Source organism: Rubinisphaera italica (assembly GCF_007859715.1).
Lineage (GTDB): Bacteria > Planctomycetota > Planctomycetia > Planctomycetales > Planctomycetaceae > Rubinisphaera > Rubinisphaera italica.
Map to the genome: position 1 here is coordinate 5984385 of NZ_SJPG01000001.1, position 21034 is coordinate 6005418.

A 21034-nucleotide genomic window follows, 5' to 3' on the forward strand; every position below is an offset into this window, starting at 1 on the left:
GTGTATCGCTACCCACCTTACTTTATCTACAATACACCTAACGCTCCGAGCCCAAAAAGCACAACAAATATTAATATCCAACAGCCACAGCCACGATTAATATGAGTACATTCCTTTTCAAGTTTGTCATTTGCATAAACAGATTTAGGGAATCCAAAATTAATGAAGCAACGTGGGTGCATTGGTGCACCTAAAACTCCTCTGACTCATCCAATTTTCCTACGAAAATATATTTTCTTGCCACAGGCCCTACATTTGGAACACCCAATCTTTTCATCAATCCAAGCGTTGTATGGTCCTGTTGATTCAATTTGATGCTCCTTCCCGCAGTAAGGACAAATTTTGCATTCAGAGATCTAAGGCAGATTCTAATAAAAAAAGCAAGTGAAGTGCCTGACCTACAGTGCAGTTGAGTTCAATCGCACATTGCATGCTCATGCAAGCGTGATCATGGCACCCCGCTTTGCTCATAATGTCATCGATTGAAATACAGCATCGCACCCATCGCCACCACAGAAGCGAGAATCAAAGCGCCAGCGATGATGATTGAGAAGGAAAATTTTGACTGACGTTTGATGGCCACCGAAGTCCATTCGACTTCTTCCTGGAGCGATTCCAGTTTGGCGAAGACAGCACGCAGGAAAGCCCGTTCATCAGGCTTCGTTCCGGTGGATGCGAAATAGCAGCCTCCGAAGCGGATGAGATCATCCTGATTTTTCTCTTTGGAATCGTGTCCAAAACCGAGGCTCAAAAAATTGGACAAATGAGATTTGAGTCGCGTGCGAATTGTCGAAAGTAATTCGTAAAGCAGATTATTGCCGGGATGTGTCAGCGCATCTTTATCACAGAACAGCTTGTAGATCCAGTCCTCAAAAACTCCGGTCACATGTAGTGAGTATTGCTGGAGTTCGGTCACTGTAGCCGCGGCTCGCAGTTCGAAGCCCATTCCGAAACGTCGGGCTTCGGCACCTTTTTTTCCGATGCGTCGAGTCAGTTCCTGAAAGCCGCGGAGTTTTTCCATCCCGAAGAACATGGCAATGACGGGAGCTTTCAGCATGAGTGTTTGCTGGATGGTGAGTAAGTCGGCTCGCATCGCACGATGATACTGCTCGACCTCGGCTCGGCTGCGTTCGAGAATCAAAAATGGAGAAAGTGTGAGGATCCCATTGATCGGGCATAAGGGATCGCGAACCGATTGGATCAAACGGCAGACATAACTCAGTCGCTGCAGTTGATGCATCGATTCTTCAGCAGTCAGAATTGTGGTCGCACTCTGATCGATGTGCACGGAATCGGATCGGAGTGTGCCAATCGAGGCCTCAAACGATTCTTCAGAAACACTTTCGTAATTCTGCATGTCATCGTAATCATCCAGATCGACTGTCGCATTGGCTTGCGCCCGTGACTTTGGACGCATCCGCATTTCTAAGGAATTCTTCGAAAACGCTTTGCCAACACGCTGATCAGCTGGTCTCTCCAAATCGATACCGGGGTGTAATGCTCCCAAATTGTCGATCCGGTCGGCAATTTCATTGGTCCAACTGCAATCGGTACAGTAAAGATAAATCGCATTTCGATCGGCATACCAGTGAATCGGATAGTTATCGAGACCATCCGGACTGACGAGAAAATTACTTTCCAGACCCTCCATAATCCGCCGTTCGAGGCGCTGGCCGCTCGATCCAACGACTAAATAAATGGGAACCGATTCCACCGAAATCCCGGCATTTTTGAGATCTTTCATTCCTCGATCCCAGGCGGCTCGGATGTCAGGCTGTTGAGACTCCACGCCAGTTGTCCATGCGCCGACTAAACGATAAACCATCAAAGGAATAATTAACACGAGTGCAACCGTTTCAAATCGTTCTACAGAAAGGCTGTCGATCCAGGGAACATTGTTCTGGTTCCATAGCAACGTCCAGAAGACAGCTACGATAAGAATCAGAACACCAAAGACAGCCCAGGCGACTTTCGACGCAAACGACCAGTTGAGGATCCAATTAAAAAAATCCTGAATGGATGACTTCAGGTATTCGTACCACGACTGCCCCTGACTTATGTCAGGCGGGGCAGAAATTTTACTTGCCACTTCGTTACTCAATGGATTCGACATTCAATTCCCCTGAGTCACGCTACAAAATTCGCGATGAAAAAAATCACATCCACCAGGACAAACAGAACCGCGATCGTCCAGATGGAAACGACCCGCTTCTTGGAAATTAACGGAGGAGCTCCCGGAATTTCCCGGACGGCTTCGGAAAGTGGAGGCCGCCCCTGCCCAAGTCGAATCGCTCGGGAGGTTTTGTCCATCCACTCTTCAAGGGTAGCGGGTAAGTTTCGGGAACTGGCTATTTGAGAGGCGGTCTGTTGATCGGCATAAAAGCCTCGAAAACCGAGAATGACACAATCAAAATAGACTTCCAGAGCATCCTTCAAATCGAGGATGGACGCTTCTTTCGCCTTTGCAAAAAACTGTTCGTTACACAAACGTGAGTTGAAATAATGCACTTCAAGCACATTGTTTCCCCACCAGTCCCGTCCCGACCAGGGGGCTTCGACCAGCAGTTCATCAATCCAGGAGACGATGGCATATTTTGAAAGGGTCCAGTCCTTATTGCCGCCAAGAATGGCCTCGGCTTCTTCAAATAAGGACCGGAATTTCAGATGAGCCGTCTCGGCCGGGATCTCTTCACCACGATTGATCCGCTCGGCAAAATCGATGCCGAAGAGAAAAATCGGGTCTATCGCTTTGGCAAACTTGGGAGTCATAATTGTTGTGGTACTGCAAAGAGGGAAAATTCCAGAGGGACATTCTTGTTACGATAGGAAACGATCAGGCGATGCTCTCCTTGAAGATCCTCCCGATTCACAATCAGTGTATCACGGAGCCTCATCGCCAGAGTTTGCGTCGCTTCCACGTCCTGCCAGGCTGGAGTTCGGGTGCGGGGAACGCGGTAAAACAGCCAGCCCGCATCCGAAGGAAGCGCACGAACCGCTCTGTCGAGTGGTTCCAGCGTCAAACCTTCTGCTCGACGTTGAAATAACGCTTCGACCTGACGGGCACTCCCGAATTTCCAGTCAAGATTTCCCGAGGATAACAGTTCGAGACATTCTTCACTGGAGAGGTCTCCCTTATTCACGCCGATAAACCATTCCCAGGTCGAATGAAACCATTTTGCTTCCAATGTCGCTTGCATGCCCATCCCCATGCCGATGAATGAGCGTTGTTCGAATTCGTATTCCTGAACCGCATCAAGCAGTTTTTGAAGCTCATCGCGGAGGGTGCGGAAGATAGGCCCGAGGTTATCGTGATCGTATTTCGGTAATTCGGGAACCCTTCGACCGGGACCGAAAATCGAGAGACTTCCAATCGCACGATACAATTCCCGAAATGCAACATTGGGATGGATGCCTTTGGATTCACAAATCGACGTCAGCACTGCGTACGACTCGTTCAAAGCCGAGAGCATAAACATCCGATCCAGATCTCCCGGATGACGGCTCTCAAAACCGACTCGTCTGGCCTGTAGCTGATTACTGAGAATTTCGCTCTTCTGGCCAATCATATCGGCACAGGAATGCACCAGCCCCCGTCCCAGTTCAGGCCAGGAATCGATGTTTAACACTGGAGGGATGTAGTCACGATTGAGTTGCAGTGCTGCCGATTCTGTCGCGGCATGGGTGAGCTTGCAGATCGGAATCAGATCGAATCCTGCCAGATCTTCATTCGAGAGCAGCAGCCTCACGTTATTGTATTTCACTTTGACAAGCTGATCATTCCCGCCCTGGGTTTCGTCCTGCAGGCTCAGTTCGCCTTCCAGATATCGATTCAGTCCGCCCTCAGTGGCCGCAATGTTCTGGCGTCCCAGTTTGAGTCGCGGAATGCCGAGATAGACAGTCAATTCGCGAGATGCGTTTTCTCCCTGCCAGTTGGCCGAGTCGGTTAGCCGGATTCGATTGGGGACCTGACCTTCATTTAGTGAGATGACAGAACCATCGGGCAACCGGGCATGGATGCGATTGACTTCAAATTGAGAGTTGGCCAGGGCATCCGTATTGATTTCGATGTCCTGAATGCCATAGCCATAGGGATGATCCCACTGCTGATTGAGCGTATTCAGTTCAGACCAGTAGCGGTCAGCCGCCTGAAAATGGTGGGGATGAAGGAATTGACCCTCGTGCCAATGAACTCCCGCATACTTCATGCTTCATCTCTTAGAGCATTTTTCAATGCTTTGTGCCTTCACATGGATGCTTTATACCTGAAAATACTCTATCTGCTCAGGCAAAACGCACATGGAAAAACAGGACATTATTGAACCAGAAAATCAGGCAACCATTTTAACCCGAAGCGTCAGCGAGGGGCCAACGCACAAACTCAGGACGCGACGAAATTTAGACAGAATCTCATCATCGAGTGATAGCGACAACAGGAATCCGCACTTTTGACTCGAACTCTCTACCAATGGAGAGAGCAAATCACTCCCTCCAGGGAATCCTCAAGATGTCACCGAGTTTAATGTTAGCGATTCCCGTCACTTCTGTAAAACATCTGATCTCACTGTCAGTGCTACGATTAGAGCAATTCAGAGAGATTCGAACGAGTCCCAACGACCCTCGCCAAACCCCCCAGTCTGACTATTCGTTAAAATGATTTCAATCGGAATAGATTCTCTGATCCCTGCGATCCTGATTGCCGATGAAATCGATAAGGCAGTCTCTCTGCCCGCTCGATTCGATTGCGCGGTTTCCTAATCGTGTTCGAGCAATCACATATTGTTCTCAATGAGTTTTGACTGGAAATATGTCCCAAGGCAGACGTCCCATCATTTGGCGCAGATGGACCTCGTGGGGAATTTACGTCTGCTTCCTGGTCATGATTTGCTCCGTTCAAGCAGGCAACGGGAAGGGAACACGCCGACTATTCGATCAAAAAGACGATCCTGCCAGGAAATTAGAGAATACGCAGCCTAAGACAACGGAAAAGCCCGCACCTGCGGACGAAGACCAAAATTCAGAGGATACCTCTGTTGAGAATGCTGGTGTTGAGAATGCTGGGCATGCTGAGATTTCTACAGAGGAAACACCTTTGCGAGGACCGCTGCTGGTCGGAGGGCTGCCCCCGAAGTGGACGGTTGTTGAGCAAAAGGAAACGTCGGATGAACTCCAAGTCAGCGCTTTACCCCCAGAGACCGGATTCTTCCCTGAATCTGAATATGCCCCGCCACCATTACTGGAAGGCCCCGGGGGAGAACTGATTTATCCAGACAATTTCCCAGCCAATCCCAACATGGCGGTCCCGATGTTTCAATCGGTCATCGGCGGAGAGGATTTCTCGGGATTCCCCGTCTATCCTGAATCGGCCTATCCCGAAGAAATCTGTGTCGAACAGGTCTCCTGCGAAAAAATCCGCCCCTGCTGCGATCCTTGCTCCCCCTGGTTTAAGATTTTTCAGCCCTTCTGTTCACAACCACAACCGGAAGGGGGCATCGGCGAAGAACGAGTCATGTTTGCTCCGTTTCTCATCGAAACTCCAGTACCTCAAAACTACACCGGCTTACGTTTCGACTTCGCGACTGGCCTGGAAACCCCAGATCGCTCCGAACTCTTCTGGGCCAAGCAGGGCATTGGTCCTCCGCTCAATGAAAACGAAGTCAACTATCAGGATATGACGCTCGCACTCGCCTCGGGCGGAAAATACTTTTCGACGACAACCAAAGTCCCCATCCGCTTCATCAATCCCGATATCAACGACAGCACCGTCGGCCTGGGCGACCTCAGTATCGCAACAAGATTACTGATCATCGATGGCGACCACTGGAAATTGACCCAATACTTCAACACGATTCTGCCAACCGGCTCCAAAGCCCGCGGACTCGGAACCGGACATACCTCATTGGAACCTGGCTTTCTGGCTCAACTGAAGTGGACCGATAAAACCTATTTCTTCGGCGACCTGCGCTATCAATTCCCCATTGGAGGCGATCCCGTCCATTCCGGTCAGCGATTGATGTACGGCTTGGGCATGAGTACCGTCCAATACCAGACGGACATCTTTGCAGTCATGCCAACCTTCGAACTCCTCGGCTGGAGTGCCCTCGATGGAGCCAAAACACTGCCCAGCGGCTTTGTCGTCGACGTCGACTCCGAAACCGCAGCCGTCCTCTCCACAGGCCTCCGCTTCGTCCTCGGCCCCGCCGGAGACCTCGGCCTCTTCGAAGCCGGTATCAACACCGCCATGTCTCTCAACGACCGAGCCCTCTATCAAACACTCACAACCATCGACTTCCGCTTTGTGTATTGATCCGCTAATTCAAACCGTAGCCCACAACCGGTGCCATGCCTGCATCGCACAGCAGGACAAGCATGCTTCGACATAGTTTTCTCATTAACCCCCAGAGTGGCCCCCCCCGGGTGGCACGCCCAGAACAAAGTGATGGGCGTGGTAATAAGACCTGTGCATAACCAGGGTAGACCAGAGAATCTCACAGAGTTCTCTGGGTGGCGCAGCCACAAGAGGAAACATTCTACAAGGGGCCCCGGGGGACAGGGCTCGCTTCGGGCGGGTGGCTGGGGTCGCAGCGCAGCGAAGCCCCCAGATAGCTGAGCGCCCGGCGCCATGCTCACACTTCTGCGAGCATACAATAACAAATAACGATCTGAGATCCCCCAGAAACTCAATTCGTCAAAAACCCTCATCGAGCAATTCGTCGGATCAAATCGTTTATGCGAATCCTATGAGTTCCGACCATGAAAGTCTGATGCTGTCTCGTAGAATCTGCTTGACATCGCTATTGAGACGGTAAAGACTGAGTTTGCTCGATTTTGGTCTCATGCTTGAGGAGTTTGTTGTGCTTCGATCTATTACGTTGTTGTGTGCTTTGGCCTTCGCGTCAACAGCTGTCGCGGAAAATAATCAATCACTCTCTCACGAATATAAACATGAAGGGACGGTCTACAAACGGATCTTCATTGTCACGGAGACGGCTCGAGATCGAGCGGACAGGATTCACTTGATCTCATATCCCAAAAACAACACCGCTCAGAAAAGCTACTTTTCGGGAGATCTCAGTGTCAATGGGGATACCTGGAACATCAAATGGGATGGCGGTGATAAAGAGCGATTTGTCTTTTTGGATGACTCCGGCGAAGCGGACTATAAGATTACAGTCACCCAGATGTATGGCGATATCACTTACACGGCCGTTTACGATTTTACCCGAAGTTATCTCAACAATTCTGATCAACGGTACTTCAACAAAAAGTTTCGACGGTAGGTTTTCGGTCCGCTTTTGTTGATTGAAAAAGCGGGTAGCCCAGCCGCTTCGGCTGGGTCGATGAAATCCCAGATAGCCGGGTGCCATGCTTGCATCGCGCAGCAGGGCAAGCATGCTTCGACATAGTTTTCTCATTAACCCCCAGCTCCGTAGGGTGCGTCCCGACGCACCTTGCTTCCCAAGTTTCTGATCTCATCTTATTCACAATCTCGGGTGATGATAAAAAATCGGCGGGTGGCTGGGGTCGCAGCGCAGCGAAGCCCCCAGATAGCTGAGCGCCGGGTACCACTGCTGGCTTGCCCAGCAGTGTTTCTTTCGTAGATGAATTTCAGAATCAAACAACGGGTGGCTGAGGTCGCATCCGGATAGCCCAGAAAGATTCTTTCGGGGCGGCGCAGCCGCAAGAAGTCTGCTAAATAAACGATCCTAAAACTCAGACAACAAGGAGCAAGAGACCAAAGGAGACTGGAATCGAAGCACAGAGGCGTAGCTCCGTAGGGTGCGTCCCGACGCACCTTTCACGCCCGGTGCCATGCATGCATCGCCCAGCAGGGCAAGCATGAATCGACGTACTTTTCTCTGAAACCCCGGGTGCCATACTCACACTTCTGCGAGCATGCAATAACAAATAACGATCCAATATCCCCCAGAAACTCAATTCTTCAAAAACCCTCAACCCTCAAAAAACCCGCTCATACCAATTCCGATACCACTGCAAATCAATCCCATGATCCGTCACCCGATCCCGCCGAAACGTCAACGAAACCACCAGCTGATCCTCCCCCTGCGTCCCCAGACCCAACTCCATCAGCATCAATAACTCACTCCGCGAAATCACAATCGATTCCCAACCCCCTCCACCAAACCGCGGCTCAATCACCTCTTCCGGACACAACCCAATCAGCACATACACCAAACCCCCATCCTCCGACCCCAGCAACTGCTTCCACGGCAATCGAAACTGAGCCCGAAACCCATGCACCCGTTTTAATCCCACTCCCCGCCCCGCCTTCACCTGCACCGGCTTCATCTCCCGACCACACCCCGCCATCTCCGCAGACCGCACATACAAATCCACCCCACAATCCAAATCCGGCACCACCACCTCATAACCCCGCAACTGAAACTCAGCCACCACCACATGCTCAGCCGCCCGCCCCAACAATCGACTCCCCGCAACATCAACCATGAAAAATCACCCCTCCATACAACACACCACAGATGCGCGTTTTAGAGTTGGTCATACATAAAAAATGTCGGTTGGAAATAGAGAAAACACGTCGCATAATCGTGCCACGGCTCTGTAAGCCGTACCGTCGTTGATACAAAACGTAGCCTGATGTCCAAAAAAAAGCCGGGTGCCATGCTTGCATCGCGCAGCAGGGCAAGCATGCTTCGACATAGTTTTCTCACTAATCCCCAGAGTGGCCCCCCCGGGTGGCACGCCCAGAACAAAGTGATGGGCGTGGTAATAAGACCTGTGCATAACCTGGGTGGCGCAGCCACAAGAGGAAAAATTCTACAAGCTCCGTAGGGTGCGTCCCGACGCACCTTGCTTCCCAAGTTTCTGATCTCATCTTATTCACAATCTCGGGTGATGATAAAAAATCGGCGGGTGGCTGGGGTCGCAGCGCAGTGAAGCCTCCAGATAGCTGAGCGCCGGGTACCACTGCTGGCTTGCCCAGCAGTGTTTCTTTCGTAGATGAATTTCAGAATCAAACAACGGGTGGCTGAGGTCGTAACCGGGTGGCCCCGAAAGATTCTTTCAGTGCGGTCTTAGAATTTACGCTCTCACACCCCTCATATTGTAGCGTATGAGCGTTATGTTCATATTGCTGCACCCCACTTGTCCCGTTTTTGTCCCTGTTGTGATTTTCCTTTTCTGGAATGGATTCTACACGGTTTCCCAGGATTCCTGCTAACATCAACGTGCTCAGTATGACACAAGAACTATTCATTTTCATGATCTCCGAATTATTGAATGATGACTCATAAGAGTCGTTTCAGTTTGAAAATTTAAAATGGCATTGGGCCACCAGATCAAGTTCTGATGGCCAAACGCCGGCAATCTGTTTCTTCATGAGGATTCCAACCCCATCGAAGTGTTGGGCATTACTTATTGTGGTAGTGGATGTTGACCGGCTTACAACAGGCATGTGATTTTCATTTCTGTTTCCGTATTTTCATGGGATTACTGATTCCCCTGCGGAGGATCAAAATTGATGTCTTGCATGAACTTTTGTGATTGAGCATCTGAGAGCTGGTAATAAACCGCTCCCATGGAATGATCCGATTTGTGCCCCATCCAGCTGTCGATCGCTTTCTGAGGAATTCCGGAATTGACAGCGTGAGTTTCAAAAAAGTGTCGAAAACTATGCAAGACCAGGCCGTTGGACTTTTGTCCGACTGGAATCCCAAACTGGCGTGCAGTTGCCTGAACACGCACCTTAAGGTTTTTTGGATTAATGGGATGATCCCCCTCTGGATACTGATGACTCGCCTGAGCGGTCAGGAACCATGGTCCAGGTGTGGGGTGATGATGCTCCAGAATGCATCGCAAATTCGGGTGAATCGGAATCTTGCGAGAATCTCTGGTCTTCGTCTCGGCTCCTTTTCTGGACATGATATGAATCCAGTTATTCTTCAGATCCACGTCTTCTTTGCGGAGACGTTTTAATTCTCCGCTGCGAATCCCCGTGAAGGCCAGGATCGCCAGCATAATACTTTGTGAAGCAGATAAGCTTTCTAATATCTGGTAGACCTGCTCCAATGTGGGGACTAATCTCCGACAACTCGATTTCACGCTCGGGATCTTAATTCGATTAAGCGGAGATTCTTTGAGTAAATGTCGACTGACGCACCAATTCAAAAATTGCTTGATGACCATTGATTCGTGATAGACCGTAGCAGGAGCATGAGTTGAAGCACGATGTTTTCGATACTCATCAAAATGCAACGGTTTGATCTGTGCTAAATTACGAATCCCTCTGGCTGCACAAAACTGAATGAAGGTGTTGAGTTCGCCACGATACCGCTCTTGTGTGGATTCTGCTCTTTCCTCAAATGCCAGTTGGCTCAGGTAGAGTTCCTGAGCATCGCAAAGACTGGTTCGTGCAACCTCCTTTCGAAATTCACCACTGGTAAGATTAGCAGCCAGTTGTGTAGCTCTTCGTATCGCTTCTTTCTGATTGCTTGTTTTGAGACTTTTCCGGCAATGTTTTCCCTCATGGGAAAATTCAGCGGTATAAATTTTCTTTTTACCTCGGGGAATAATTTTCACCCGATCTGCGATCAAATAATTTTTTATCATGATTATCTCCATTCAGGACCGTTGTAGAATCGGTCCAAGGTTTTCTCAGGCCAGAAGTAGATATGTTTTCCGCGTTTTCGGAAGGTTCCATCAAAGCGTCCTTTCTGAATCCACTCGTAGAGAGTTTTCCTTGCAACGTTTAATTCACGAGCAAATTGATCGACTGTCATACCGAACTTTGAGACATTTGGATCAGATTTCCGAAAGGCTTGAACCGCCCGTTCGATTTCGGGTTTTGAAGCAATATTCCTGGATCCGTTGCGAGACATCGTTTCGTCCTCCTGACGATAGTTGAGCAATGATGACACTCGGCACCCGAATGTCTGACTCATCCCACTATCTCGAAGAGTCCAAAAAAAAGGGGGGCGCATTTCACATGCCCCAGGGCCAGCGGGGGACAAAGTGGTTTGTCCTGTGCGGACTTTGAGCAAGAAGTGTTCGTTCCAGCCGCAACCGCTGCGTTTCATAACGGGGCTGGTTTTCGCGAATGTTGCTTCAGCAGCGATAGCGTGAACCGATGCAGCCAGGCTAAGATCTCGGTCAAACGTCGCTCTCGAATGCAATATTCGTCTTCGCGATACGTGAAATCCAAGCTCCAGTGTAGGCGATTTCGATGCTCCAATGACTTCGCACCGCATTAACGAACTGCTTGACGACTGTTAGTAAGCTGCTGAAGAAGTACCGCGTTTCGGTGATCCGATTGCCGTTTCGGGTGCAGATGAGTGTCGCGAGCCGATCGTCTGCATTCCACTACAATTGTCTTGCCCTGGTAATTCGGCCAGTACGGGGAATTGCACATACTATCGTCGCTCGATGCGGCCGAACCCCTCCTCTTCGGTTATATGTCATCGATCGCAACGATCGCGTCCTTGAGGTCGAACAGCTGCAAAATCTCGATAATCGCAGTGATTGCGTTCGTTTTTTCGTCCGTAGCTCGTTGGGCCAATTTGATCCCGTCAATCCATGTGGATTGCAGTCTGCACCGTGGAACATCAGACACTCAACAAGTGCAGGGGGACCAAGCCATTCTCGTGGTCAGGGCTGCGACGCAACCGATGATCAGGAGCTTCTATTCAACCCGCTCTCTATGAATTCACGTGATCGTTCGCAGAAGAGTTAGCGAAATTTGCTCATGTCTTGGGACTCGCCATTTGCCAGTCTTTTGTACTGTCGCTGTAACTTGCTAATTCGGCCAGAGTCCAATCCGATAATCATGGACATCAGCTCCAGAGATATTCGACACTTACCAACAGGACGTTTTCTGTCTGAATAGCGATTCGCAATAATCTCAGACCAGTGATGAACCTTAAACATGCTTGCGTATGCTTGCCATTTATGTTGATCATTAAACCTGTGTTCGGCGGAATTCCGAACATGGCATTCGTAGTCAGCTGAAGCCATTTTATCCTTAACCAGAACAGGTGTATGAAACGGAGTCTTCGGTTCCGCTGGTTTGGACATCATTTCAGGATCCGTAAAATCAAAGTAGTCCCAGTGCGGCCCCGAAGGTTCAGGAAGTTCCCAGCTCAGCATGCCTTCCAACTGCCACTTTTCACAGAATCGATCGAAGGCTATTCTGAAATTATCTATTTGCAATGGTTCAATACGTTCATAATGGAATTCAGAGTTGAGCCGAGGAATTTTTGTTGTTTTCTTGAGCGGGAATACATGATCGCTCCCTTCTGGTAACTTCTTCCATTGATCACGAATGCCATCTCTGTCAGCTAAGAAAGAGGGATGACTGATGAGCCAACCCGCGGCACCAAGTAAGCGATCAAGAATTTCTTGATGCTTTCCCGTCACGTGACGAATTTGCCTTGAGCAAACAGAACCTAGCGGTTCCGTCCATTCGCTTTCAGCCCGGGGCCTCAATTTCAATAATTCGTTGTTCAAACCATCAGAGAGTGGAGCAAATTTGATGGCGTTAAATTGACTGACCCCCAGTGTTCGATGAAACTGACACAGAGTGCTGAACTCTGCTTCGATTCTCTGCTCTGCAGGACTCAAACGGTAGTACTTGTTCAAAAGGAGATAAAGGTTCCAGTCCAGGCAGAAAATCACTTCGTTTTCTGCCAGTCGATCGCGAAACCATTGTTTATTTTCATCCACTAGCTGATGGAATCGTCGATCATCGACGATGGATCCGACTCGAAAACTGGAAATGCCTCGGTTTTGATTTTTTTCAGCAATCCGCTGGAAATCTGCAAGTACAGACTGGCTCATTTTCCAATCGGCATCCTCTGCCGCTTTCGCATGTAAGTTCGTGGTCGTGTTTTGCATCCTGCTCACAGCCTCCGTATCTCGTCTCTAATAATTTCTACTGTCATTTTCCAAAATTGTGGTTGCACTGTTCAATACTGATTTTTCGATTTTGTCCCTTTCTGTGTGGAATTTTGCTGAATCCAGTCCCAGGCGATCAATTGACCGATCAACTGGGAGATGTTTTGACGGATTTCGTCAGAATTTGGTGGGGGTGTTTTCGATTTGGGAGAACCTTTGTCGGGTCTGGGCATCCGGTACCTTTCTTGAGGAAATGGACGAACGTGCGAAGACTGTCAGATAAGCCTTCGGCGTGAAAGCAGTTTTGAGCGGTTGTGTTACCGACAATTAGAAACAGCAATTGCCTGTGTCTGAAAGAGTCCCTGAGAATTAAGACTTCTCTCTCATCTAATGATGACACATTTTTCGCGATTATTTAGCGCTGCGAGCAAAGCGTACCGGAGTTTCGAAACTTTGCATTGAAACTGCAAATTGACCGGAATCGTCGGGAGCCAGCGAGGCTCAGAGAATCAGTAAAAACTCGAAAACGCCTGTTTTTAAGCACGAAACTGTAATTTACGGGTTACCAGTTAAGCGATTGCTGGTATCCTCCAGCAATCGCCAATTCACTTTCGAGTAAATTAGCTGTTTTGTTCTGATGGCTAAATAAAAAATTCAGACCACACTGGTCAGGGTGTGGTCTGAAAACTAAACCTCAATCTTCTCCATTCTTTGAATTGGCGATCATCAAATCATTCGCCAGAAGACTCAGACAGAGGTCGGCATCGTTTGGCATGCCACGTAACCAGCGAGTGAACTGGTGCAACATCAGCCCGGCGGCGATGTTGGCCGTGTAGATGGTGCTGCGGGCCGTGCACTGACCGGACTGGGCATCTGACTGCTTGAAGAGCGTGCTGCTGTAATGCTCTCGGGATTGCTGATCTGTGGCGGTCAGGATCCGCATCGATTCTCCCAGCATGCGGCCATCGCTCCAGAATTCGCAGCGGTCCTGGAGGGATCGCCAGATGGATTCTCGGGTGCTGATCCGGTCGACGCAGCAAAAGACGACCGTTCCGATCTCCATACGGGAGCGGAAGCGGTCGGCGATCGACATCACTGCGATTGTGGGATCGAGTTGCTGAATGCGTCGGGCCGTGGCCTCGACTTTAAGCTGTTCCAGATCCTGATGGTCGTAGCCCTGTGTGGTGATGTTCGTCGGCTCGACCTGATCAAAATCGATCAGTTGCAATCGCGGGACACCCAGAGCGGCCAGTTGCAGGGCGACCTGACGTCCAATCGCTCCGACTCCGATCACGGTCGCCTGCAGCTCTTGGATCCGCTCTCGGGGAACGAGGTCGGCTTGTCTTATAAAGCGATCGGGATTGTTCATGCATTGAACTCCAAAAATGAGTGGGGATTGTCAAACAGGTCGCCATATTCCCAGAGCTCTTCCGGTTCCATGAGGTCCGTCCAGTTCTGGGATTGGTCGACCACGTTCTCGTCGTACTCGTCCTGCCAGGCCGCATAATCGGTCTCAGCAAACGGTTGCTGGTAGTCGATCGAGGTTTTGATCCGCAGGCGGGAATCCTGCATGCGGTTCCAGCGGAGCTCGGCGTAGCGTTTGCCTTCTCTGGCCAGGATGAACATCACGGCCCAGTCGCACTCCCCGAAACTGGTCTCCATCGTGTCCAGGTCGGTGGGGCTAGGTTCCGGGGACTCCCCCGGATGCGTGTGGATCCAGATACGAGCAAACTGCTCGGGTTTCAGGCCGCGATCAATCTGCTGATCGAAGTAATCGGCAATCGCGTCTTCAGCAAAGCTGACAGTCACCGCTGTGCAGATCTGCGGCAGCAGCACCAGCTCTTCGACATACAGGAGATCGTCTGCAGAGGAGATTCCGAAGCCCCCCACTTCAGTCGGGCCGGCATCGCGCAGGTAAATCAACTTGGCCCAAGCGGTCGGGCTGAACTTCAAGGCCGGTCGATGAAAGCGTTTACGGCGAGGCCGTCTCTGCAGGCGTCGTGGGAGGGGTGATTTGTTGGGGGTGCGTCGTTTCATAATGGTTGTCCTCGTCTTCTTCGAGTTCAGTTTCAGAAAGGGTTTCGTAACAGGCTTCGCAATAGCCATCGGTCAGGCAGTTGCTGCAGAAGTCGTGGTTGCATTCGTTGCACGTATTGAGGCAATCGCGACAATGGGGTGTCGAGCACTCCTCACAGGATTGCAGGCAAGAACCGCAGAGTGAGTCGTGGCAATTCCGACAGCAATCACAGCACTGCTGGCAGTAGGGATCTTCACAGCCACTGCAGAGGGTGAGGTCGTCATCGCTGCAACTGGTTCCGCAATCCAGACAGGGGGTGCCGTACCACTCTTTGAGCGTGACGTAGGCTGAGTCGTCGTTGTAGGTATTAAGCGTGTTAGCGACGATCAGAAAGAAATCGCAGAATCGTCCCTGAGCGAGTGCCGCTTCGATCCCCGACTTCGCTTCCCCTTCGCAGAGGATGCCATCGGAAATGTGCGGATGGACGAAGTCGGAATTGGCATTCGAGGGCGCGGGGTCGAGAGCGTGGATGTCATAACTGGGACCAGGTCCATCATTTGTCCAGTTGTAAACAATATCGAAGCGACCAAGCGCGATTCCTTCGAGAGTGATTTCGTCCGTCACGACTCGCAGGATGCCGTGTCGCAGATCGATGCTTACTTCCGTGAACTCGCTGGGGAGAGCGATCAATTCTTCATAGATCAATCTCAAGTCGGGAGTCACAACTCGTTGTGTTGACGATTGTTCGAGATCTCGCGTCCGTTGTCGCAGATCGGTAGCCAGACGTTCCATCGTGAAGATCAGACGTGCGTTGATCATCCATTCGGCCATTTGCCACTCGTGATCTTGAGCCAACTGCTTCTGCCGCAGTAATCGCTGGAGGCGATTCCAGTCCTTCTCAGGGAGATCAATCTCCTGATTTGACGGATCGACCAGCATTGCCTCTCGCATGGAGATCGCGGCTCGCAGGGCAAGTCGCTGAAAGTCATTCATAGGGAGCCTTTTTCAAAAAGTGTTTGTGGAAGAAAAAAGGGCCGGGCAGCCAGATTCAAAACCTGACCGCCCGGCCCAAAAAACCTCAGGGAGTACTCAATCTCCCCAGTAATTCATCAACGCCCTGCAGGAGCAAAACAATCTCTCTCAGTCTCTCGACGCCCAAGCGACTGCCCAGAGGCACCTCGTGCCCCTTCGATTTTGGTGGGAGTGAGGGAGACGCGGTCGCCTTCCTGGAGGATGTAGTCTGAGCTGACTGGTTGGCGGTTGACGCGGATGAGATAGTCGGCTGCGAGGCCGTGCTTGAGGCGTTGGTCAACGAACTTGGAGATGGTGGTCTCGGGTTCGATGGTGATGTAGTCGGCGAAACCGCCGCCGTCGTTGTTGATGTAGAGAATCTTCAAAATAGGCTCCTTGTGTGAAAGTCATGAGGTGTAAAGGGTCTGTCATTTTCGTCGAGTTCGACGAGTTTGATGACGATTCAGGCGAATGTCTCCGCCTTGGATGTTGCCGATCAACAGCACGGCAAAGGTGATCCCGAAAGCGATAAACGACTCGGAAATCCCTCCAATGATGCCGGCAATGATCAGCGAACCATGGAGATAGGCGGCATTCAGTTTGTGCCGAGCGGACATGATCCTCCTTGTGGAGTTTGAGACTTGAGGAATTCCGGAGACATCCAGCAATCCTCGGGGAGTGGATGTCGCAACCGATGGACGCCGACACTGTGCTGGCGATCGAGTTCATCCCAGTCGAGGATGGGAATGTCGTCATCGATGACATCGGGGTAGAGAGGGACGAATCCCCGTGAATGGATCGTGCTGACCGATTCGCCGGTGGCCCGGGCGACGGCCCGATCAAGATCGCGTTGGCGTATGGGACATTCAAATTCTGAGCAGTAGTGATTGTGAGAAGTCATGTGGGTTCCTTAATTAGAAAAGTGCATAAAAAAACTCCCGCAAAACGGGAGTCATGGAGCTGACGGCTCCACCGGGGCAGTCGTAGGGTGGTAAAAATTGACTGACGGATTGTGGGCTCCTGCAGATCGCTGAATGGTGACAGAGTGCAAGGAGCAATACGTAGATGAGGCAGCGAGCCGCCTCAATAATCTTCTGGCATCAACACGGTCGTGAGGGAATGATCCGATTCCGTGATGATCCAGAATTTTTGCTGATCTTCAGAGTGATACACCGAGAAGAGACGGCCACCCGATTCCAGAGCCTGGTCGTTGGCATGCCGATCTTCCGGACAGCAGTCCCCCCAGTCGCCATTCAGATGACGTTTGAGAGCAACGAGAACTTCGGAGGGAGGCAACTGGGAGAGAGCGTTGGGGGTGATGACGATCTGGCCGGAAGGGAAGCGTAAATGGCCAGAAGACGAGGAATCAGCAGAGTCATTGAACGCGATCATAAAACCTTTCTGTTCAATAGAGGGGGAGATTGGGTAAATGCATTCAGGACGAAGGAATGCATCGGAGACAATAATTGCAGAGTTGTTCGTAAGCAGAAGCCATACAGCAGATTCAGTAATCAGCGGTTGTAAATCGGTATGCTGAGACCGGAAGATCAGTTCATGAATTCTTGTTCGCAGAGACAGAATGCTTCCTGCTGAAGATTAATCGATCTCCATCACCTTATAGTGACACGTTTTTGGCGATTGTTTAGCTTTTCCCGAAATGATTTCAATAGCAGCCTGTCGTCTCAAAAAAGTGAATCTGCAGTGTTCGCTGATGCCAGTCGCCACAGGTTTTCAGGAGAAAAAAAATGGCAGTACTCAACAACCACATGTTCTTCTTTGAACTTAGGTTTGTTGAAAAGGGTGGCAAGCCGCAAAGAGAGTCGGCCCAGATAATGCCGACTTATGAGTAGCGAAGGAGACCGAGATAGCGACTCCAAGCATCGACTGAAACGAACAGATCTCAAAGGCTATACAAAGCACCATTGCGAATCCGATTCCCGAAGCGGAGTCTCTGCAAACCGAAAAGCTCCTGCGGCAACTGGCCCCGAAACGTTTTTAGGAACTGCTTGATTCTGCGAGTCGTGAAATACTGTTGATGCTCAATGCCCTGCTAGCCCAGTTGTGTGAACCAAGTTGGAAATCTGCGTGATGGCTCTCAGCAAATGACTTCCTTCTCCTCGATTGACTGTTCTGGGCAAAACGGTGCTCGAAATGAAAGGGCTTAAGGATTAATAGACCTCCATCACCATATGATGAAACGTTTTTATTAATTGTTTAGCGAATGCCTCAAACCTGTCGAACTGGCCCGATCATCGTCGATCTGTTAACCAGTAGGGCGTAGATTCGAGTCCCTTCCGGGGAGGACTGCAATTTGAGTATCCGTCCATGCCAGCCCATCCGCATCAGCCTTGAGCAGTATATAAGCACGGCGAACTTTCTGACCGGTTCCCCTGAGTTTGCGAATCACCTCAGCGCAGACCTTCTGCTCGGCATCGGTCAAACGAACGATATACTTTTTTTCACACATCACAGAACCCTCCTTGGATTGAATTAGCGCCGCTTTCTTAATTCAACGCAACTCTAGTTTTAAAACATGACAGACCATAGACTCGGCTGTAGAAGAATACGCCATTCAGGTCTTCTGTGGCTTACTTTTTGCCGAGAACGCAGAGTTTGAGGTCACTGTAACCACTTCAATATCGCGTCGCTGGCGATCTCAGCACCAGCATCCAGCATGATGTCATGACCGGATCTGGAGATGACGAGGACTTCGCCGCCCGTCATCTCCTGTAGTTCTCGCCCGACCTCGACTGTAACCGTGGGATCATGTTCTCCGACGAGTATCAGAGTGGGGATACGTCTGGGCTTGGGAAGTTCCAGAGTCGTGACGTCTCGAAACAGGCGAGCTGGTTCGTCCTGCGTTTGGATTCGGCAATTGGCCTCTGCTTTGATCACTGTTGGCGTATACTTCGAAAAAAAGTAGCGGTCTGTGAACCGAGTTAGATGGTAGAGAGCCGCCGCATTCCCGGTCAGTAAGTAACGGGTGGTCCGCAGTGGGAATTCAAACAGCAAACGCCATTGCTTGCTACGCACCGCTCTTGGTAATGGGACGGCAATCAGTACGGCTTTCGTGATGTCCGCTCGGGAACTGAGGGAAATCGCGAGCAGGCCGCCCAACGAATGACCGATAACGACCTTCTCGCCCTCGATCTGGTTCAGTGCCTGATGGGCGTCTTCCAAAAAATCCGCATAGCCGACATCGCTCTGTGGCGTGAGACGGTTATCTCCGTAATGGCCACGCAGGTCGACTAGTCCAACAGGGTAACCGGCTTGGTTGAAAGACTGTCGAAATTTCTCAAAAGCCCATGCCCCATGATAGACGCCGTGCAGAAACACGAGCGTGGGTCTCTGCGGATCGCCATTGAAAAGGATGACTCGGCTTGGTGAGATGGGGCGGTCGTCAGACATTAAAACCTTTATATTCAGAGCTCTGAATATCAGGAGGACAAAAAATGGTTGAGATCATTTTCTCCATTGATACGATTTCACTCCGTTTCCAGTTGCCTTACAAGCACACGAAACATCTTCTTCCAACGCCGTTTAAACTTCACAGAATGGGGGCTGGAACCAGTGACGAGTTTAGTGATCTGAGGTAATAGATAGGGAAATACCAACACGGCGGTTAACATCAGGAACAGCGATTCCGCATCAGCATCGGTTGGAAGCTGCCCTTGCTCCTGCTGTTTTTGCATCGCTTTGATCTGGTGCGCGTAGTAGCTGCTCCGCAGGTCCGCATGGATCGGTTGCTCGATGTCCGATTCCAGCGATTCACGCAGCAGCATTTTCATAAACTGCGGATCGCTGGCAATCCGTCCGGTCCAAAGATCGAATAACCCGTTCAGTTCCGTCGGCAAGTCCTCGAGCAACTCAAAGCGTTTGGAGAAAACAGATTGCAACGCTGCCTCGAAGAGCTTGTCCCGATTCTCGAAATGGCGGTAGACCAGCGATTTATTCAACCCCGCCCGGACGGCAACCTGCTCCATCCTTACACCATCACGTCCACGTTCGGCAAACTCAGCAACGGCAGCTTCGAGAATCGCATCATACGAAGCGGGCCGATCACTTTTGTTCGATTCACTTCCCATCAACAGGCTCCCGCGATGATCGGTTGCTTATCCTTCGCAGGGACCACTCGTTCTTCATCACCGTCGGCGGCGTCTCGCATATTTTCGATAGTCACGCGGAAACTCCTGCGAAGAAGTACCGAGAACAATGGCATGAAAACGAACGCAGCCCAACGACGCTTCGGAACCACCTCCCACCAGACCCGAAGCCGTGTTCCTTCTGGAACAGGTTGCACCATCCAGCCTCCTTCCATCTGAGCAAAAGGAAACGGGAACCCATCTCGTTCCGTAAGGAAGTGCAGGTCCAGACGCATTTCTTCATCATCGATTGAGATCACTTCTCTCCAGCACTGTCCTTTCTCGTCCTGGCATTCTCGGACCGGACGCTCATCTTCCGTCTCCTCTTCGACCATCGATGCAAGCACAACTGACGGTGCGTGATGATGGATATGGCCCACATCTCGGGTGACGTTCCATAGCTTTTGTGGCGAAGTATCCAACCGATACTCCAGACAGTGCCTCAGCCAGCCAACTCTTGCAGGGTCGTTACTTCGATAGCTTCGGTCGATCCCGATCACCTGAGCCAGGCCGCATGCCATTACGACCAATGCGACCATGCTGACAATCAACCAGCCGATCGTTGAGAAAATGCTAGGTGAAATGAAAGCCAACACGACAGTACCACCTACCCAAGAAAAATCGCCCAGAGAAGCGAGCATCGACAATAACTGGGGCTCCCTCGCGATCGTTGCTAAATACAAGAGCAGCCCGGCAAACGCCAGCAGTCCCCCCCCAACAATTTGCAAAATGATCGAGTTCTCGAACCCGATCATTCCTCCCACCAAGCCCGGCGAGAAGGTCATCAGAAAGCCGGTGATTGAGGAAAACGAACAGTTTACCCCTAAAGCCGTTCTTAACAGGCAATCGTTCATAGTTTAATTCCGCTATTTAGAAATCTTAAGTAACCTGACAATACAGTAACGTTACCGTTACTGTATTGTCAGGCAGAGATTTCTGATTATAAGTACATATTACCCAAAAAAGTGTTTCATGTTTGTCGTTTTGATCCTTATGT

The 21034-nt window shown here is 50.5% G+C and carries 21 protein-coding genes; 2 read left to right on the plus strand and 19 right to left on the minus strand.

Annotation, left to right across the window (positions count from 1 at the left end; genetic code table 11):
* Positions 1-475: 475 nt before the first annotated feature.
* Genes Pan54_RS22840 through tssK form a run of 3 tightly spaced genes read right to left on the minus strand, consistent with a single transcriptional unit; the run spans position 476 to position 4205 of the window.
* Positions 476-2113, minus strand: coding sequence for a type VI secretion protein IcmF/TssM N-terminal domain-containing protein (locus Pan54_RS22840; protein WP_146505754.1), 1638 nt, complete (start codon positions 2111-2113; stop codon positions 476-478).
* A 14-nt stretch (positions 2114-2127) separates the two neighbouring features.
* On the minus strand, positions 2128-2769 hold the full coding sequence (locus tag Pan54_RS22845; RefSeq protein WP_146505755.1) for a DotU family type IV/VI secretion system protein: 642 nt from the start codon (positions 2767-2769) through the stop codon (positions 2128-2130).
* Positions 2766-4205 carry a type VI secretion system baseplate subunit TssK gene (tssK, locus tag Pan54_RS22850; protein ID WP_146505756.1) on the minus strand — a complete coding sequence of 480 codons (1440 nt, stop codon included), beginning with the start codon at positions 4203-4205 and terminating at the stop codon, positions 2766-2768. Before tssK ends, Pan54_RS22845 begins: the two co-directional genes overlap by 4 nt.
* A 671-nt stretch (positions 4206-4876) precedes the next feature.
* Here tssK and Pan54_RS22855 point away from each other — a divergent pair.
* Positions 4877-6304: a transporter gene (locus Pan54_RS22855; protein ID WP_146505757.1), complete on the plus strand. Its 1428-nt coding sequence runs from the start codon at positions 4877-4879 to the stop codon at positions 6302-6304.
* A gap of 547 nt (positions 6305-6851) precedes the next feature.
* Positions 6852-7277: a hypothetical protein gene (locus Pan54_RS22860; protein WP_146505758.1), complete on the plus strand. Its 426-nt coding sequence runs from the start codon at positions 6852-6854 to the stop codon at positions 7275-7277.
* Between the two features lie 679 nt (positions 7278-7956).
* Here Pan54_RS22860 and Pan54_RS22865 read toward each other — a convergent pair.
* From Pan54_RS22865 to Pan54_RS22935, 16 genes are all read right to left on the minus strand, one after another.
* Positions 7957-8466, minus strand: a complete 510-nt coding sequence (locus Pan54_RS22865; RefSeq protein WP_146505759.1) for a hypothetical protein — start codon at positions 8464-8466, stop codon at positions 7957-7959.
* 1002 nt (positions 8467-9468) lie between these two features.
* Positions 9469-10587 (minus strand): tyrosine-type recombinase/integrase, encoded by a 1119-nt coding sequence (locus tag Pan54_RS22870; protein WP_165441931.1) that lies wholly within the window; start codon positions 10585-10587, stop codon positions 9469-9471.
* Between the two features lie 2 nt (positions 10588-10589).
* A complete protein-coding gene (locus Pan54_RS25980; protein WP_165441932.1) occupies positions 10590-10856 on the minus strand; it encodes a helix-turn-helix domain-containing protein in 267 nt (88 codons plus the stop codon).
* Positions 10857-11703: 847 nt separating this feature from the next.
* Positions 11704-12867, minus strand: coding sequence for a hypothetical protein (locus Pan54_RS22880; protein WP_146505762.1), 1164 nt, complete (start codon positions 12865-12867; stop codon positions 11704-11706).
* Between the two features lie 71 nt (positions 12868-12938).
* Positions 12939-13100, minus strand: coding sequence for a hypothetical protein (locus Pan54_RS25985; RefSeq protein ID WP_165441493.1), 162 nt, complete (start codon positions 13098-13100; stop codon positions 12939-12941).
* 461 nt (positions 13101-13561) lie between these two features.
* A complete protein-coding gene (locus Pan54_RS22885) occupies positions 13562-14236 on the minus strand; it encodes a ThiF family adenylyltransferase (protein ID WP_146505763.1) in 675 nt (224 codons plus the stop codon).
* Positions 14233-14904, minus strand: a complete 672-nt coding sequence (locus tag Pan54_RS22890; RefSeq protein ID WP_146505764.1) for a hypothetical protein — start codon at positions 14902-14904, stop codon at positions 14233-14235. Before Pan54_RS22890 ends, Pan54_RS22885 begins: the two co-directional genes overlap by 4 nt.
* The gene (locus Pan54_RS22895) at positions 14840-15877 is read right to left on the minus strand and encodes a hypothetical protein (protein ID WP_146505765.1); all 1038 of its coding nucleotides are present in this window, start codon (positions 15875-15877) and stop codon (positions 14840-14842) included. The genes Pan54_RS22890 and Pan54_RS22895 overlap by 65 nt, the downstream gene beginning before the upstream one ends.
* A 116-nt stretch (positions 15878-15993) precedes the next feature.
* Positions 15994-16281 (minus strand): molybdopterin converting factor, encoded by a 288-nt coding sequence (locus Pan54_RS22900; RefSeq protein WP_207310205.1) that lies wholly within the window; start codon positions 16279-16281, stop codon positions 15994-15996.
* A gap of 42 nt (positions 16282-16323) precedes the next feature.
* Positions 16324-16512: a hypothetical protein gene (locus Pan54_RS22905; protein ID WP_146505766.1), complete on the minus strand. Its 189-nt coding sequence runs from the start codon at positions 16510-16512 to the stop codon at positions 16324-16326.
* Positions 16491-16796 (minus strand): hypothetical protein, encoded by a 306-nt coding sequence (locus Pan54_RS22910; protein WP_146505767.1) that lies wholly within the window; start codon positions 16794-16796, stop codon positions 16491-16493. Before Pan54_RS22910 ends, Pan54_RS22905 begins: the two co-directional genes overlap by 22 nt.
* Positions 16797-16978: 182 nt before the next feature.
* Complete coding sequence (locus Pan54_RS22915; RefSeq protein ID WP_146505768.1) at positions 16979-17287, minus strand: hypothetical protein; 309 nt, start codon at positions 17285-17287, stop codon at positions 16979-16981.
* A gap of 871 nt (positions 17288-18158) precedes the next feature.
* Complete coding sequence (locus tag Pan54_RS22920; protein ID WP_146505769.1) at positions 18159-18362, minus strand: hypothetical protein; 204 nt, start codon at positions 18360-18362, stop codon at positions 18159-18161.
* A gap of 152 nt (positions 18363-18514) precedes the next feature.
* Positions 18515-19303: an alpha/beta hydrolase gene (locus Pan54_RS22925; RefSeq protein ID WP_146505770.1), complete on the minus strand. Its 789-nt coding sequence runs from the start codon at positions 19301-19303 to the stop codon at positions 18515-18517.
* A gap of 77 nt (positions 19304-19380) precedes the next feature.
* On the minus strand, positions 19381-19980 hold the full coding sequence (locus Pan54_RS22930) for a TetR/AcrR family transcriptional regulator (RefSeq protein ID WP_146505771.1): 600 nt from the start codon (positions 19978-19980) through the stop codon (positions 19381-19383).
* Positions 19980-20891 carry an SRPBCC family protein gene (locus tag Pan54_RS22935; protein WP_146505772.1) on the minus strand — a complete coding sequence of 304 codons (912 nt, stop codon included), beginning with the start codon at positions 20889-20891 and terminating at the stop codon, positions 19980-19982. The genes Pan54_RS22930 and Pan54_RS22935 overlap by 1 nt, the downstream gene beginning before the upstream one ends.
* Between the last annotated feature and the right edge of the window lie 143 nt (positions 20892-21034).